11 protein-coding genes and 1 tRNA gene are annotated in these 16,931 nt (G+C 46.1%); 3 read left to right on the top strand and 9 right to left on the bottom strand.

All coding sequences use genetic code 11. The features are described from left to right. Positions 1 to 67: 67 nt before the first annotated feature. The 9 genes from rpoC to E7008_02170 form a co-directional block, all read right to left on the bottom strand. The gene (rpoC, locus tag E7008_02130) at positions 68 to 4,180 is read right to left on the bottom strand and encodes a DNA-directed RNA polymerase subunit beta' (GenBank protein ID MBE6456719.1); all 4,113 of its coding nucleotides are present in this window, start codon (positions 4,178 to 4,180) and stop codon (positions 68 to 70) included. A gap of 85 nt (positions 4,181 to 4,265) precedes the next feature. Next, on the bottom strand, positions 4,266 to 8,399 hold the full coding sequence (rpoB, locus tag E7008_02135) for a DNA-directed RNA polymerase subunit beta (protein MBE6456720.1): 4,134 nt from the start codon (positions 8,397 to 8,399) through the stop codon (positions 4,266 to 4,268). Positions 8,400 to 8,755: 356 nt separating this feature from the next. Then, positions 8,756 to 9,121, bottom strand: coding sequence for a 50S ribosomal protein L7/L12 (locus E7008_02140; protein MBE6456721.1), 366 nt, complete (start codon positions 9,119 to 9,121; stop codon positions 8,756 to 8,758). Between the two features lie 47 nt (positions 9,122 to 9,168). Next, on the bottom strand, positions 9,169 to 9,648 hold the full coding sequence (locus E7008_02145; GenBank protein MBE6456722.1) for a 50S ribosomal protein L10: 480 nt from the start codon (positions 9,646 to 9,648) through the stop codon (positions 9,169 to 9,171). A 181-nt stretch (positions 9,649 to 9,829) separates the two neighbouring features. Next, positions 9,830 to 10,504, bottom strand: a complete 675-nt coding sequence (gene rplA / locus E7008_02150) for a 50S ribosomal protein L1 (GenBank protein MBE6456723.1) — start codon at positions 10,502 to 10,504, stop codon at positions 9,830 to 9,832. Between the two features lie 4 nt (positions 10,505 to 10,508). Next, a complete protein-coding gene (rplK, locus tag E7008_02155) occupies positions 10,509 to 10,940 on the bottom strand; it encodes a 50S ribosomal protein L11 (GenBank protein ID MBE6456724.1) in 432 nt (143 codons plus the stop codon). Between the two features lie 102 nt (positions 10,941 to 11,042). Next, on the bottom strand, positions 11,043 to 11,564 hold the full coding sequence (nusG, locus tag E7008_02160) for a transcription termination/antitermination protein NusG (GenBank protein MBE6456725.1): 522 nt from the start codon (positions 11,562 to 11,564) through the stop codon (positions 11,043 to 11,045). A gap of 31 nt (positions 11,565 to 11,595) precedes the next feature. Beyond that, positions 11,596 to 11,775: a preprotein translocase subunit SecE gene (secE, locus tag E7008_02165; GenBank protein ID MBE6456726.1), complete on the bottom strand. Its 180-nt coding sequence runs from the start codon at positions 11,773 to 11,775 to the stop codon at positions 11,596 to 11,598. A gap of 225 nt (positions 11,776 to 12,000) precedes the next feature. Then, positions 12,001 to 12,074, bottom strand: a tRNA-Trp gene (locus tag E7008_02170). A 135-nt stretch (positions 12,075 to 12,209) separates the two neighbouring features. Between E7008_02170 and E7008_02175 the strand changes: the two genes are divergently transcribed. Genes E7008_02175 through E7008_02185 form a run of 3 tightly spaced genes read left to right on the top strand, consistent with a single transcriptional unit; the run spans position 12,210 to position 16,893 of the window. After that, the gene (locus tag E7008_02175; protein ID MBE6456727.1) at positions 12,210 to 12,950 is read left to right on the top strand and encodes a hypothetical protein; all 741 of its coding nucleotides are present in this window, start codon (positions 12,210 to 12,212) and stop codon (positions 12,948 to 12,950) included. A gap of 31 nt (positions 12,951 to 12,981) precedes the next feature. Next, positions 12,982 to 14,493, top strand: a complete 1,512-nt coding sequence (locus E7008_02180) for a hypothetical protein (protein MBE6456728.1) — start codon at positions 12,982 to 12,984, stop codon at positions 14,491 to 14,493. An 18-nt stretch (positions 14,494 to 14,511) separates the two neighbouring features. Further along, complete coding sequence (locus E7008_02185) at positions 14,512 to 16,893, top strand: TrbI/VirB10 family protein (protein MBE6456729.1); 2,382 nt, start codon at positions 14,512 to 14,514, stop codon at positions 16,891 to 16,893. Positions 16,894 to 16,931: the final 38 nt, after the last annotated feature.

Here is a 16,931-nt window from a genome sequence, read left to right on the forward strand (position 1 = left end):
TGTATTAGTGGTTAGTGTAAGTGGTTAGTGGCTAGTGAATTGAATCACCGGCACTAACCACTTGCTACTAAATATCCAACAATTGTTGCTGGGCGTTACCTTCGCGTGCCAGTTTTTCAGCGCGCTGTTCTTCCTTGGCGATTTCGCGTACGCGACGGACATAAGCACCCGTTCCAATTGGAATCAGACGACCAACAATCAAGTTTTCGTTGATACCAACCAATTTGTCGGTTGAACCTGAAATCGCTGCATCCACCAGAACCTTGGTTGTCTGTTGGAACGACGCGTTCGAGATAAATGAACGTGATGTCAATGATGCACGGGTCAGACCGACCAAGACCTGGGATGCTTCGGCCAGGCGACCATTATCGCGCGCAACACGGGCATTTTCTTCTTCGAAATCAACGCGGTCAACAACCTGGCCCATCAAGAAGCCTGTGTCACCAGGATTCGTGATTTCAACACGACGTGTCATTTCACGTATCAAGATTTCAATGTGCTTGTCATTGATTGACACGCCCTGCAGACGATAAACCTGCTGAATTTGGTCAACCATAAATGTTGCCAAGGCCTTCTGGCCCAAGATACGCAAAATATCCTGGGGCACTGGGTCACCGTCAACCAATTTGTCAGCCTTTTTGACTGTGTCGCCTGTGCGGACCAACAGGTTTGTACCCTTAGGCACTGCGTATTCAACAGGTGCTGTGCCATCGGTTGGTTCGATGCGGATGATAATCTTGGATTTCGCATCTTCCAGTTCAATCGTACCATCGATTTCCGCCAGCAAGGCTGGATTGGTTGGACGACGAACTTCCAACAATTCATTAACACGTGGCAGACCGCCCGTAATGTCGCCTGTACGTTTTGCCTGGACAGGGATACGTGCGATGATGTCGCCCGCCTTGATCGCGTCGCCGTTGGCAACGTTCAGGGTCGAATATACTGGCAACAGGTATTCTGCAATCTTTTTACCACCCAGAGAGATAACTTCGCCCTTGGCATCAACCAATGTGATTGCAGGTTTCAGTGCCTTTTTCGTGTTTGTTTTCCAGTTAATAACCTTGCGCGAGACGATACCCGTCATGGAATCAACTTCTTCTTGGAACGATACGTTTTCGACCAAGTCACAGAAGTTCACAACACCGTCTGTTTCGGCGATGATTGTGTTGGAATATGGATCCCATTCAGCAACCTTGGCCCCCTTGGCAACGGCGTCACCGTCGTTCACAATCAACATGGATGCGTATGGCAAGGCCTGGCTGAACAATTCGTGGCCACCGTCGTCGACAACCGCAATTTTGCCGTTGCGCGACAGTACGACAATACGACCCGCGCTGTTTTTAATTGTGTTTACATCAATCAGTTTGATGCGACCCGCCACAGGAACTTCGATAAAGTGGCTGTCTGCACCACCGGCCGCAATACCACCAATATGGAAGGTACGCAACGTTAACTGAGTACCAGGTTCACCAATGGACTGGCCTGCGATAACACCGACCGCTTCGCCGACGTGTACCAATGCATTGCGTGACAGGTCCATACCATAACATTTTGCGCACAAACCGTCGCTGCAACATGTCAGAACGCTGCGAACGCGTACAGATGGCAAACCGGATTCGTTAATCTTTTTCGCCGCCGCCTTGGTAATCAATTCGCCCTGAGGCACGATGATTTCGTTGTTGTTCGATGGATCTTTGATGTCTTCGGCCGCGGTGCGTCCCAAAACAACGTCACCCAATGGAACAGACAATGTTGAACCAGTGTAAACCGGTTTGGCTTCAATCGATTCCGTTGTGCCACAGTCGTGTTCTGTGATAACTGTGTTTTGCGCCAATTCAACCAAACGACGAGTCAAGTAACCTGCGTCAGCCGTTTTCAAAGCCGTATCCGACATACCTTTACGCGCACCGTGGGTGGATGTAAAGTATTCAGACATGGTCAGACCTTCTTTAAAGTTCGAGATAATTGGAACTTCGATAATAGATCCGTCTGGTTTCTGCATCATACCACGCATACCCGCCAACTGCTGAATCTGACGTTTAGAACCACGGGCGCCAGATAACGCCATCATGTACACAGAATTCCAATTGTCACCGGTCGATTTACCCAGCGCAGCATACGCCATGTCACCCAGTTTGTCGGTCGTTTTCTGCCACAAGTCAATCAGTTTATTGTGACGTTCACCACCCGACAGCAAACCGTTCTGGTACTGGTCTTCGATTTCTTCGGCTGCACGTTCAGATTGCGCGATGATATCTTTCTTTTCATCTGGAATAACAATGTCGTCATATCCAATGGAAATACCACTGCGTGCCGCCTGTTCAAAGCCTGTGTTCTTTAACGCGTCCGCCAACAGAATCGTTTCTTTGTCGCCACAACGTTCATATGTTGTCGCCAACAAAGCCTTGATTTCTTTTACCGGCATAACCTTGTTAACCAGGTCAAATGGCATATTGTCAGATTTTGGCAACAATTCACCCAAAATCATACGACCTGCGGTTGTTTTATAGGTTTTACCGTTGATACGCGCAACAATTGGTGTGTGCAGTGTAATTGCCTTGTTATCCAGGGCCAATTGCACTTCGTCCATGTTCGCAAAACGTGGCGATTTGTCGGTGTGTTCGCCGTTAATCAGCGAGATGTAGTATACACCCAACACCATGTCTTGGGATGGAACAATCATTGGTTCGCCGTTCGCAGGTGACAATACGTTGTTTGATGACAGCATTAATGTGCGCGCTTCCAATTGTGCTTCTAATGAAATTGGAACGTGAACAGACATCTGGTCACCGTCAAAGTCAGCGTTAAAGCCTTTACATACCAATGGGTGCAGACGGATTGCCTTGCCTTCTATCAATACTGGTTCAAATGCCAACAGTGACAAACGGTGCAAGGTTGGCGCACGGTTCAACAGAACAGGATGTTCGTGGATAACCTTTTCCAGGATTTCCCATACGACATCTTCGCCGTTTTCAACCATTTTGCGTGCTGTTTTCAATGTGTTTGCATAATCACCCGCTAAAAGACGCGCATAAACAAATGGTTTGAACAATTCCAATGCCATCGTTTTTGGCAAGCCAACCTGGTGTAATTTCAGGGTTGGACCAGATACGATAACCGAACGACCGGAATAGTCTACACGTTTACCCAACATGTTCATACGGAAACGACCCGATTTACCGCGCAGGGAATCAGACAATGATTTCAATGGACGACGGTTCTGGGACACCATTGGACGTGCCTTGTGCCCGTTGTCGAACAGGGAATCGACCGCTTCTTGTAACATGCGTTTTTCATTGCGGATAATTATGTCTGGTGCGTGCATTTCCATGAAACGTTTCAGACGGTTATTACGGATAATAACACGACGATACAAATCGTTCAGGTCAGATGCCGCAACATGCCCCGCATCCAATGTGACCAATGGACGCATATCTGGTGGGATAACTGGGATAATATCAGGCATCATCCATGCAGGTTCTGTTTTAGAATCCAGGAATGCTTCGACCAGTTTTAATTGCTTAATCAGGGCTTTGCGCTTGGCTTCGGATTTTGTATCGGCCAATTCTGCGCGCAGACGTGTGCGTTCGTCGCCCATATCCAGACCCGCGATGATTTCACGTACGCCTTCGGCACCAATACCAACGCGGAATGCGTCTGCGCCGAATTCTTCGACGGCGGATTGGTATTCATCTTCGCTGATGACGTCGTACTGTTTCAGGTTTGTTAAGCCCGGTTCAATAACAATATAGGCATCGTATGAAATAACCTGTTCTAATTTTTTCTGTGGCAGGTTGTTCAACAATGTCGCAATTTTACCTTCGCGCAGAAACCATGTGTGTGCAACAGGCATTGCCAATTTAATGTGACCCATGCGTTCGCGACGAACAGATGCCGAACCAACTTCGACGCCGCAACGTTCACAGACAACACCACGGTATTTGATGCGCTTGTACTTGCCACAGGCACATTCATAATCTTTGACCGGACCGAAAATCTGCTGGCAGAACAAGCCCTCGGCTTCTGGTTTCATGGAATGATAGTTAATGGTTTCTGGTTTTTTAACCTCGCCATGGGACCAGGACAGAATTTCTTCGGGGGATGCAATTGTAATGCGCAGGGCATCAAACTGTTCCTTGGTTTCAATTTGTCCAAATATCTTTTGCAACATATTGCTCATTATATTTTGCTCCTTATAAAATAGTTCTTAGTTGTTAGTGGCTAGTAGTTAGGGTGTGGGGCGAGCCCCACACCAGGGCTAACAACTAATCTACTTTCTTTGGTGTCATCGCCAGACCCAATCCACGCAATTCGCGAACGAATACGTTAAAGGCCTCTGGTGTGCCGGTTTGGATGTCATCGCTGCCGGAAATGATGGATTCATACATCTTGTTACGGCCGGTGATATCGTCGGATTTTACCGTCAACATTTCGCGCAACAGGTGGGCGGCACCGTGGGCTTCCAGTGCCCACACTTCCATTTCACCCAAACGCTGGCCACCCATGTGGGCTTTACCAGACAACGGCTGTTGTGTTACCAACGAATAATTACCAATCGAACGTGCGTGAATCTTTTCATCAACAAAGTGATGCAGTTTCAGCATGTACATAACACCAACGGTCACAGGACGTGCAAACTTTTCACCCGTCATACCGTCGTACAAGTCAAACTGACCCGTTTCAGGCAGACCCGCCAACTGTAACATCGAACGAATATCTTCGGGTGTGGCACCGTCAAATGTTGGTGTCGCCATTGGAACACCGTCACGCAACAGGGCCGCCTGGGCACGAACGTCTGTATCCGTCATCTTTTCCAGTTTTTCGGCGGTTTCTTTGCCATAGACTTTGCCCATGATATTACGCAAATCATCGGTGACAGCGCGTTTTGCCTTGACTTCGTCCAGGACTGCACCAATCTGAGCACCCAATGTGCGTGCCGCCATACCAAGGTGAGTTTCCAAAATCTGGCCAATGTTCATACGCGATGGTACGCCCAATGGATTCAAAACGATGTCAACCGGTGTACCGTCGGCCAAGTGTGGCATATCTTCGACTGGGACAACCTTGGAAACAATACCCTTGTTCCCGTGACGACCCGCCATTTTGTCACCCGGCTGCAATTTCATTTTATGCGCAATGTACACTTTTACTTCTTTTAATACACCGGCGTTCAAAGAATTGCTTTCGGTTGCTTTGGCAACTTCGGCGTCCGCTTTGTCGTTCAGTTTTTTCAGTTTGATGACATGCTGTTCACGCAATTCATCAATCTTGGCCTGGGCTTCTTTGTTTTTAACAACCAGTTTCTTGATATCAACCGCGCGGATGCCCTCGAATACTTCGCCGGTCAATTTTTTGCCAATGAATGGTTTCAAACTGCCGCTGCCGGATTCGATAACCATGTTTTCAGCAATCTGGAACACCTGGTCGGCAAATCCTTTTTCGATAATTGCGACTTCTTCTTCGCGGTCTTTGTTAATCTTTTCGATTTTCTGTAATTCAATCATCTGGGTGCGTTCGTCTTTTTTAACACCGTGACGGGTCAAGACGTTAACACCGATAACTGTACCTTCTTCGTTTGGACCGACGCGCAGTGATGTATCCTTGACGTTCAGTGCCTTTTCACCAAAGATGTTGCGCAGCAGCGCTTCTTCTGGTGTTAACAAGGTTTCAGATTTTGGTGTCACACGACCAACCAAAATGTCGCCCTGCTTTACACGTGCACCGACATAGATAATACCGGATTCGTCCAGGTTCTTTAATGCTTCTTCGCCGACGTTTGGAATATCGCGGGTCAACGATTCTGGGCCCAACTGGGTGTCGCGAACCTTGAATTCCTTTTCAACGATTTTTACAGATGTAAATACGTCGTCGCGTGAAATCTTTTCAGAAATAACGATAGAGTCTTCGTAGTTGTATCCACGCCATGGCATGAACGCAACCAATACGTTACGACCCAACGCCAATTCACCATAGTTCATAGATGAACCGTCAGCAATGATGTCGCCCGCAGAAATACGGTCGCCAACCTTGACCAATGGTTTCTGGTGAATCAATGTTTCACTGTTGGAACGTTCGAATTTTTCCAGGTTATAGATATCAACACCGGTCACAACGTTGCGGCTGTTCATACATTTAACCACGATACGGTTCGCATCAACAGATTCAACGACGCCGCTGTGTTTCGCAACCTTACCCGTGCGGGAATCACGTGCCACTTCGCGTTCGATACCAGTACCAACCAATGGCGCCTGGACGCGCAATAGTGGAACACCCTGACGCTGCATGTTAGAACCCATCAAAGCACGGTTCGCGTCGTCGTTTTCAACGAACGGAATCAAACCAGTTGCGATGGATACCACCTGGCGTGGTTCAACGTCCATCAAGTCAATTTCATCTTTGGGAACCATGGTAAATTCGCCGTCAACACGTGCGGTAACTGTATCTTCGGCCAGAATACCGTCTTTGGTTGTTGGGGTATTACCCTGGGCGATTTTATGACCCAATTCTTCGTCTGCGGTCAGATAGACCATTTTATCTGTGATTTTAGCATTTTCGACAACATAGTATGGTGTTTCAATAAACCCATATGGATTTACACGCGCATATGATGACAAATGGTTAATCAGACCAATATTTGCACCTTCGGGTGTGTGAATTGGACACAGACGACCATAGTGTGTTGGGTGAACGTCACGGACGTCGATGCCGGCGCGGTCACGGTTCAGTCCCCCTGGCCCCAGGGCCGAAATACGACGCTTGTGTTCCAGTTCAGACAGCGGATTGTACGCGTCCATAAACTGGGACAACTGGGATGTGCCCAAGAATTCAGATACCAAAGACATCAATGGTTTTACATTGATAACATCCTGGGGTTGCATGTTGGCAATGTTTGGTGATGACAGTGCTTCGCGGACCAGGCGTTCGATGCGAACCATGCCGGTGCGGAAATTCTGTTCCAGCAATTCACCAACCGTGCGAACACGACGATTTGACAGGTTGTCAATGTCATCAACTGTGTCTTTGCGATCAATAATATTTGTTAACGTTTTCAATACCGCCAGGAAGTCGCCCTTGGTCAACAGACGTTCATCTTCTGGTTTTTTGCCAGAATCAATTTTCAAACGTTTGTTCATCTTGAAACGACCAACCGCCGACAAATCATAGTACGCAGGTTCAAAGCCCTGGCGCAGGAACAGATTTATCGCCGCTTCCAGTGTTGGACGTTCACCCGGACGGATGATGTTATAGATTTCAATTAACGCTTCTTCGCGATTTGTGGTTTTATCCGCCACCAGTGTATTGCGCATATGTGCGCTGATTGTGGCGTTATCAATGGAAATCAGACTGATTTCTTTGATATTCATTTTATCCAAATCGTTCAGAACTTCTTCGGTGATTTCTGTGCCGGCAGGGAATACAACTTCGTCACCCGACATAATTGGATCAAACAAGTATTCGCCAACCAATGATTCAGGCAAGATACCGAATTCTTTGGATTCCATCAATTTCTTCATGCGTTTGGCATTCAGACGATCGCCCTTGGATGCGATAACCTTTTTATCCGCTGGATTAATCAGGTCATAGTTCAGGCGATATTTGTCCAGGCCTGCGAAATCAGCAGTCGCGCCAGTCCACATTTTACCATCAAATTTCAAACCAATGCGGCTGTAGAATACCCCCAGGATTTCTGTGTCAGACATGCCACGAATTGTGGATTTGCGTGGATCGGCCGCCCACTTCTTTTCGTCTTCGGCGGATGGCAGGCAACGCAACAGAACAGTCGCTGGAACTTTGCGACGACGGTCGATACGGACATAGATAATGCCCTTGGATTCTTCGAAATCAATCCATGAACCGTGTTCTGGGATAATACGTGCAGTATATGTGATTGGGTTACCAGCAACCTTGGCTTCTTTGGTTGTTGCAAACACAACGCCCTGGGCACGATGCATCTGGGATACGATAACACGTTCAACACCGGATGCGATAAAGCTGCCGCGTTCTGTCATTAACGGCACTTCGCCCATAAATATTTCTTGTTCTTTGATATCGCGCAGGGTCTTTTTACCATCTTCTGCGACGTCCCATAAAATCAATCTCAGCTTCAATCTTAACTTGCTGGAATATGTCATATTGCGCAACATGCATTCTTTTACATTGTATACGGGTTCGTCCAATGTATATTCCACAAATTCCAGGTCGGCAATGCCGGCATAGTCTTTGATTGGGAACATAGACGAGAATACATTTTGCAGCCCCATGTTTTTACGCGCAGAGGCATCGACATCTTTCTGCAAGAAGTCCTTGTATGAATTATATTGAATTTCTACTAAATCAGGAAGCGGAGTTTGCAAAAAACTTTTACCAAAAGATTTTCTTAGTTTCTGGATAACTGCCATCGGTTTTAATCCTTTTTTTCTGTGCGTTTTGCAAACGAAACGATATCAAGCAGGGCAAAAAGAAAATTCTTAAACAAATTGTGAATAATTTTTTTAAAGATTCCAGATAATTAACTGCAAATTTTTATTTGAATGTATGTCATACATCCTGCATAAAAATTTTTGTTTCTTCCTTAATTATCTGTCACAATTTATTTAACAATCTCCTTTTTGCCCCGCTTTTTTCGCGTATGTTTTTTGACTTTTGTCTTTTACGCCTTTGTGCCCGTATGGGATTTTCATCCCACACGGGCGGCGTTTTGTCATATTTTCATATGACTTGTTTTTTGAACCAACTGGTTCTGGGTTAAAATGAATTATTTCATTTCAACTTTTGCGCCAGCGGCTTCCAAAGATGCTTTCAATTTTTCAGCTTCGTCTTTGGCCAAGCCTTCTTTAATGGCCTTTGGTGCAGATTCAACCAAAGCCTTGGCTTCGCCCAAGCCTAAGCCTGTAGCTTCTTTTACAGCTTTGATAACTGCCAATTTGTTTGCGCCAACTTCTGCCAAGACAACGTCAAATTCTGACTTTTCTTCGGCAGCCGCCGCAACAGGACCCGCTGCAACTGCAACAGCAGCAGCCGCGCTAACGCCCCATGTTTCTTCCAACGCTTTGGACAATTCAACAGCTTCCAAAACGCTCAATTTTGACAATTCTTCAACTAATTTCTGAATGTCTGCCATTTTTTTACTCCTAAGTTTTGTTTTAGGTCAGAATAAAATATTCTGATTTATTGTTCTTTTTTTCCATACTCTGCTGAAACACGTGCCAAGCGCGATGCAGGTTCGACCAAAATACGCGCAATCGTAGAACGAATTTCCAACAGGGAAGGAAGCTTGGATAATTGCATAACGCCGTCAACGTCCAGAACGTCTGCATCCATTTTACCACCAATAATTGTCAAATTTGGGTGTTCATCCGCAAATTTTGCCAATACTTTGGTAACCGCCAAACCGTCAGTCGCAACAGCAACCGCAGTTGGACGTTTTAACATGTCGGATACAGGTTCAAAATCGGTGTCTTTTAACGCCAATTTCATCAAACGGTTTTTGACAACTTTGAATACAGAAACCAATGGGCGCAGTTCATTACGCAAGGCTTCGAATTCTTTTACTGTCAAACCATGGTTTTCAATAACGAAAACACCGTTTGCGTCTTTCAGGGACGACTGCAACGCTGAAATCAAATCTGATTTTTCTTCGCGTCTCATCTATTTTTCCTTCAAGCTTCTGTTTTTGTTAACTTTCCATCCGGTTTTACCCGGGATGGGGCTTTGTTCCTGCCCCAAAGAATGGTTCTTTGTCTATGATGGAAATTAAGTGTTGCCACACCATCAGTCTTGGACAGAAATCTGTTTGTGCGACCGCGGGTTTCCCCACAGTCGCAACTAATTATTTCGCATCAACTTTCAGACCTGGGCCCTGGGTTGTTGCAACGGATACGCCCAGGATATACTGACCCTTGGACGATGCCGGTTTAACCTTTTTCAATTGGTCAATCAAGGCAACCGCATTTTCAACCAATTTGTCGGTTGTAAATGACATCTTACCAATACCCGCGTGGATGATACCCTTCTTTTCAGCGCGGTATTCAATCTGACCCGCTTTGGCTGTTTTAACCGCATCTGCTACGTTGTTTGTAACAGTACCCAGTTTTGGGTTCGGCATCAAGCCCTTAGGCCCCAAAACGCGTGCGATTTTTGACATTTTTGGCATCATGTCAGGTGTCGCAATTACACGGTCAAAGTTGATATTGCCCGCCGCAACAGAATCAATCAATTCTGCGCCACCAACAACGTCTGCGCCAGCCTGTTTCGCTTCGTCCGCCGCATTTTCAGTAAATACTGCAACGCGTACAGATTTGCCTGTGCCGTTTGGCAAGGACAACATACCACGAATGTTCTGGTCTGCCTTGGTCACATCGATACCCAAACGGATAGCGATTTCCAATGTTTCATCAAATTTCTTGGATGCATATTCACGCAAAACTTCAATCGCATCAGCCAAAGCATACACTTTGTCTGTGTCCAAGTTTTTCCAAGTCTGCTGTTTCTTTGTCAGTTTCATGATATTATTCCTCCACCTTTACGCCCATAGAACGGCACTGACCCGCAACAATGTTCATAGCGGATTCAATGGTAGAGCAATTCAAGTCCGGCATTTTCGCTTCGGCGATTTCTTTTAACTGCGCCTTAGAAATTGTGCCAACAAAGTCACGACCCGGTTTATGTGAACCGATTTTCAGTTTTAACGCCTTCTTAATATAGTATGACACAGGTGGCAATTTCATGATAAATTCGAAACTGCGATCTGTATAAACAGTGATAATACATGGAATTGGCATTCCAGGTTCTTTATCAGATGTTCTGTCATTAAACTGTTTACAGAATTCTGCGATGTTCACACCATTGGCACCCAAGATTGGCCCAACCGGTGGCGCAGGATTCGCCTGTTTTGCAGGGACGACCAGCTTGACCAATCCCTTGACTTCTTTCTTTGCCATTTTTCACTCCGTTTTTTTCGTTTGTGTCGTGGTACGATATGGCGTATCTACCACGGGTTGCTGTGATTTTACTGAATATTTTTCAGAAAACCACAAAAAACTTTATACCCGTTCAACCTGGCTAAATTCCAAGTCCATACTGGTTTCGCGACCGAACACCAAAACAGTAACGGTCATTTTCTGTTTTACATTGTCAACTTCGGACGCGACACCGTTAAAGCCCGCAAACGGACCATCGATAACGTGCACTTCCTGGCCGACTTCGTATTCTACATCTTCGGCTGCGACTGCACCCTCTTCTACCTGTTTCATAAGGCGGTGCGCTTCGGCTTCGGATACGGCAATCGGTTTGTTTTTTGCGCCCAAGAACATTACAACCTGGGGGATTTGCTTTACCAATGTAAATGTTTCGTTATTCATAACCATCTGAACAACGATATACCCAGGGAAGAATTTACGTTCAGCCTTGACACGTTTGCCCGCTTTGATTTCTGTAACTTCGCGCGTAGGGACCATAATTTCGCCAAACAGCGCATTCAAACGACGCTTATCAATCTGTTCACGCAGACCACGCGCAACCTTGTCTTCGCACCCGGTGTGAACATTTACGACAAACCACTGCATTTTTTCATCCATTCCTGTGTCCTTTGCCTGATTAGAAAATCCACCCAACAATTGCGTTCAAAATACTGTCAACCACAAAGAAGAACAGCGCCGCAAGTCCAGAAAACACCAGAATCATAATTGTTGCACGAATAACACTATCGCGCGACGGCCATACAATTTTGAACCATTCGCTGCGAACTGACTTAAAAAAATCCAGTATTTTCTTCATAAAAATTGCCTGTAATTACGTAATGTTACCACAACTATAAAATTGGCAGGGGCAGAAGGAATGTTCGCGTCCGCTCACCACTCGTACCGGTTTCGCTGCGCAAACACTTGCAAAACCTTACTCGCATGCGAACCCAACACCATTCATTTCATTCGGGTTCGATTCCATCCGCACACCAAGACCAAACCTTTTCAAATCACAATCGCGATTGCGATTTGAAAAGATTGGCAGGGGCAGAAGGAATCGAACCCTCATCCGCGGTTTTGGAGACCGATATTCTACCGTTGAACTATGCCCCTGTGTGCCGCTTGACGTACCACATGCCATATTATAGTCTGCGACAGAATAGCACACGAATACAAAAAATCAAGCGGAAATATTATAATATTTTTTAACAACCCGCGCAAGAACATTTTCAACCGTCCAAAACATTAATTGCTTGTGTTCAGTTTTTTTCTTGCAAAGGGACGCACTTTTTGTCTACAATCACCATAATCAAGGGAGAGGAAGTCGTGCAAGACCGCGTAGAACCGCCAATTTTACTGTCCAGAATTATGATGTTCGTGTTGGCGACGGCGTTGGTCGTGTTGGTGGCGTTGGGTATGACAATATATAATATGTTCCCGCTGAACCGACCCCAGGTGTTCTTTTTAACAACAACCGTGCGCGACGACCAGGATGTGCGATTAGTGCAAATGCAACCAAAGAGTGAAAACCTGGATAGATACACCAAGGCATTTGTTCGCGAATATATACGGCACAGAAACGAAATATTTCAAAATCCAAACGCGATGCACCAAAAATGGAACAGCGATGATGGCGCGGTTCGCATGATGTCCACCGATAATGTGTATGCTGAATTTGCAGATACTGCCATGTTTAACGCAATTATGAGTGAAGCACCAAGCTTTAATTGTCTGGTAAATTTTGATGGTGCGCCAATGTACCTGGCATCAGAAGATGCATATCAGACAAAAATTCGTTACTTTTGCACTGATAATACTGGACAGACCACGCCAAAAGATTATACAATCAAAATGAAATTAGAGACAGATAATAACGCCCAAATAAAATGGGCAGATCGTGTTGATAACCCACTGGGGTTGCGTGTTTCAAGATATGAAATAATATCTGGGGATGGCGACCCATTGAATACGGGTTTTCTGAACGAATAAAAAAAAACAAAGAAAGACGGGAAGGATTGGTATGACATTTTCAAAGTTGTTTATGGTTTGTTTAGCAGGTGTTTTGACATTGCCCGCATATGCTGAGGTGTATGGCGTCCAAGATGCATGGGACAACCCGACTGCAAATATGGCCGCAGGCAGTATCAAGCCGGGGTACGCGCAACTGACATGGTCGGCGGGGTCTGTTTTGCCAATCAAATTACGCAACGGCATGGTGACGATGATTAGTCTGCCGAACGGGGAACAAATCGCAGATGCGGTTGTTGGAAACCAAGATTTATTCCAGATTGACGCAACCCAGGGTGACCGGACAATGTTTATTTCACCGACAGGTTCAAACCAGGGTTCAGACACAAATATGATTGTGACGGGACAATCGGGTAATAAATACATATTCTATCTGCGCAGTGAACCATCAAATTCCAGCGAAATTACATATTCCCAGGTTGACATTATGTTGGATGGTAATGGCGCATTGCCAATGGCAAACGCCACAACCACGTCGGGTGGTGCAAAGTCTATATTCCAAAAATCTGCCCCACAAACATCGGTCGTGGGGGCCGACGGCGAAGATTATGGTTGGATAAAATCTATGAAAATAGATCCGTCTGAATTCCGTTTTGACCTGGATATATTTGTACCAAACCCAGATGACTATGTAATTGCGCCGGAACGCGTGTGGCGCGATCGTATATTTACATATATTGACTTTGGCGACAAGGTTATTGCAATGACCCAACGTCCGGTCGTATCGCTGTTGGTCGAAGGCGGGGAATCACCAGTCGGATTCCGCACAGATGGCGAAGATGGCCGCCTGTTGATTGTAGAGGCGGTTGGCGACATGGTTCTGCGCAGTGGTCAGCGAATTGTATGTATTAAAAAGCGTGAAAAGCCGTTCTTAATCGCGGATACGGCATCTGTTATGGCATTGGCTGAGGCAAATGTTGCACAAAGCATGCTGTCGGGGCAATCGCTGAATAACATCGCATATACGGACAGTTTAAGTGCGATGAACATGGGCATGAATTATACAGGTACACCGGTGTTTGTTGGGAATAATCAGACCGTAAATCCCGCAACGGGTGCTGGATACTATATGCCGGCTGGATTCACCGTTCCCCAGGCAATGCCACAGGGCAGCAGCAGCGTTGTCAATATGTTGCCACAACAACGCAATACAGCGGGGGCATATCTGCCACAAACAAATATTCCGCTGATTGCCAGCAACCAGGTTGGCGTTGCCGTGGAATTAAAATCTGACACATCAGTCAAGGCGTTGGACGACTATTGGACAATGCTGTTGGCGAAATTTAGTGGCGAAGACGGCCAAGGGTTGTTGACCCCGTACAAGGATATGGTGTTCTTTGCGGTTGATGAACAGGGCGTTGGGGAACTGGGCGCGACATCATCGGCGGCACGTCAATATCGTTTGCGTATCGGGCCATTGGCAGATATTGATACAGCACAGACATTGTGTGATAAATTACTGAAATTCAGCGGAACAAGTTGCAGTGTAATTCGTATGCAATAAATACGGTGGGACTGGGGGATGAGTAAACTGAAACAACAATTTTCAGAATTGCGTCAGAATACGCCAAAGCGCGTGCAGTGGCTGCTGTTGGTGGTGGCGTTTGTGTTGGTAATAATATTGTTGACGCTGTTATTGGGTGGTGGCGATAAACAGGAAGATATTTCTAAAACAGACCAAGCACCCACAGAAATTAAAATTTCGCCGGATATGGTCAACTGGGCCGATGTTTTGGTTGGCGACAAGAAAGCGCAGACGATTAAGGTGTGGGCAACCGCCCCCGCCAAGGTTTTTGACGTTAGATTGCACAAGGAAATCGCAGGACTGAAAATTAGTTCGGCGTGTCCAAAAATGGGACAGATTGACGCAAACCTGGCATGCAAGGTTGAAATTACATATGCACCGACGTCTGTTATGGCGGTTGAGACGATACCAGTATTTATTGATTGGCATGATGCAGATGAAACGGATGCCATGAAAAAGACAGAAAAAATTGTTCTGACACTGGGGGCGGTCGCACCCAAGGTGGATGTTAAACCAATAGAAGCACCAAAGCCCATCGTTTTACCAGAACCTGAGCCAGAGATAGAGATTGAACCAGAACCGGTAATTGTAAAACAGGAAATCAAGCGCGAAATCGAAACAATTGCGCCGCCGGTAAAGTTTGACACGCCAAAGGTCACCCAGGCAGTTGTGGAAGATGTGGAAACATACGAAATACCCGATGGATGTTCGGACTTTGCATTCCCAGGATATGGAAATTCGGGACGCCAAATCGGCTGGATAAAACCCAGTGGTGGCGCATATAAATTTCACCCATTTTCAGACAAAGATTGCAGCAATCCCACGGGGACATACAATCCGGATAATGGCATTATAACAGATGACAAGGGTAAAAAAATTGGGACTGATGCCGATCATATTGGATTTTCAGTTATCAGTGGTGGTGAAATACCAGAACTGAGCAATGCGCCAGCAATAAAAAAGGTTAATCGCGCACAACAATTGGATGATGTGTCGGATGTTATCAGTGGCGGGATGAGCACACTGGGCGAAATCGGTGGCGCAGGCAGTGTTGTAAAAAAAGCCAAAGAAACGGGCGTTATACCTGGAACATCCGCGGGCGAAGACCAAGAAGTTGTTGCTTCGCAGCCATATGATCGCAGTTTCGTGTTGCGCCAGTATAAACCAATCCCAGCGACAATCGTATCCGAAGTGCGCGCGGATGCCAGTGTGTACGAGGAAGGAAAACCATTGCCAGTTCGTGCAACTGTGGACAGAAATGTTTATTCGGATGATGGACGTAATATTATTATTCCGACGGGGACACTAATGCTGGGGTATGTGACGGGCGATTTGCCGGGACCATACAAAGCGATTGGACGCATGCAAATAAATTGGTATCAATTCATTCGTCCGGATGGTGTGGAATTTAACTTTACAGACGAAGACCATCAACCCTTTGCGGGTGACGCCCAGGGGCGTGTAGGTGTGCCAGGACGTGGCAGCACGGATTATATGGAACAGTTTGTTATGCCAATGCTGACGGCAATTGTACCGGCGGCGGTAAACCTGATTGCGCCGGTATCGGATGCATTTGTTAACCAGATTGATTTGGATAATAATACAGTTGTACAAAGCGGGACGGTGCGTTCATCGGAACTGGCGAAAAATGAAATTATTACTGCGTGGAATCAGGTGGCGCAAAAATTATTGGTTGATATGATGGATAATACTGTTCCACCATTTACAATTGCGGCGGGGACGCGTATTACTGTTTATTCGCCGGCTGATTTGATTGTGGTGTGTCCAGACGGTGGAAAAAGTTGCAAAATGGAAGAATATTACGATCGTTCGACACGTGCAGCCCAAGAACGTTTTGACTATACTGATGTTCAAAATTTCAATGTAGACACATCCGGCGAAGATTGGATTGGCCAGGTACGATCATTTAATCTGGCACAGTACTGTGATGAAAACGGCAAGGTTTCTGCATCAGCCGAAGAAATTTATAGCGCAGGTCTGGATTACAGAACGGTATTATTCTATTGTCAGTCCAGCCAGTACAAGGCAATAAATAACGCAAAACAGGATGCACTGTATCAGAATCAGCAATCGTCCCAAAACAAGAATAGCGTTGCGTATATCAGTGACCAGGGACAACAGGCGTATAATGAACAGGTTCTGGGGTTGACATATAACGAAGAAACGGGGGCAATAGAAAACCCATTCAATCAACCCGATGCGCCAGAGGCCGAAGTCGCGCCCGTACTGACATGCGAAGATGGAAATCCACCAGATGCAAATGGATGTTGCGCGGGTGAAATATATACCGATATGGGCGAGCAAGGATTTAACTGTTGCCCCGAGGCAGGTGGTGATTGTTTCCCGCCGATTATATAAAAAAATCCCCCAATCGGGGGATTTTTTTGAGATACGAG

The sequence above is a fragment of the Alphaproteobacteria bacterium genome, from assembly GCA_015062495.1.
Lineage (GTDB): Bacteria > Pseudomonadota > Alphaproteobacteria > Rs-D84 > Rs-D84 > Enterousia.

Excerpts from the sequence above, each read along its gene's own strand:
- rpoB (MBE6456720.1), bottom strand. The coding sequence starts at position 8,399 with ATGGCAGTTATCCAGAAACTAAGAAAATCTTTTGGTAAAAGTTTTTTG.
- E7008_02180 (MBE6456728.1), top strand. The coding sequence starts at position 12,982 with ATGACATTTTCAAAGTTGTTTATGGTTTGTTTAGCAGGTGTTTTGACA.
- E7008_02185 (MBE6456729.1), top strand. The coding sequence starts at position 14,512 with ATGAGTAAACTGAAACAACAATTTTCAGAATTGCGTCAGAATACGCCA.
- rplK (MBE6456724.1), bottom strand. The coding sequence starts at position 10,940 with ATGGCAAAGAAAGAAGTCAAGGGATTGGTCAAGCTGGTCGTCCCTGCA.
- E7008_02145 (MBE6456722.1), bottom strand. The coding sequence starts at position 9,648 with ATGAGACGCGAAGAAAAATCAGATTTGATTTCAGCGTTGCAGTCGTCC.
- nusG (MBE6456725.1), bottom strand. The coding sequence starts at position 11,564 with ATGCAGTGGTTTGTCGTAAATGTTCACACCGGGTGCGAAGACAAGGTT.
- secE (MBE6456726.1), bottom strand. The coding sequence starts at position 11,775 with ATGAAGAAAATACTGGATTTTTTTAAGTCAGTTCGCAGCGAATGGTTC.
- E7008_02140 (MBE6456721.1), bottom strand. The coding sequence starts at position 9,121 with ATGGCAGACATTCAGAAATTAGTTGAAGAATTGTCAAAATTGAGCGTT.
- rpoC (MBE6456719.1), bottom strand. The coding sequence starts at position 4,180 with ATGAGCAATATGTTGCAAAAGATATTTGGACAAATTGAAACCAAGGAA.
- rplA (MBE6456723.1), bottom strand. The coding sequence starts at position 10,504 with ATGAAACTGACAAAGAAACAGCAGACTTGGAAAAACTTGGACACAGAC.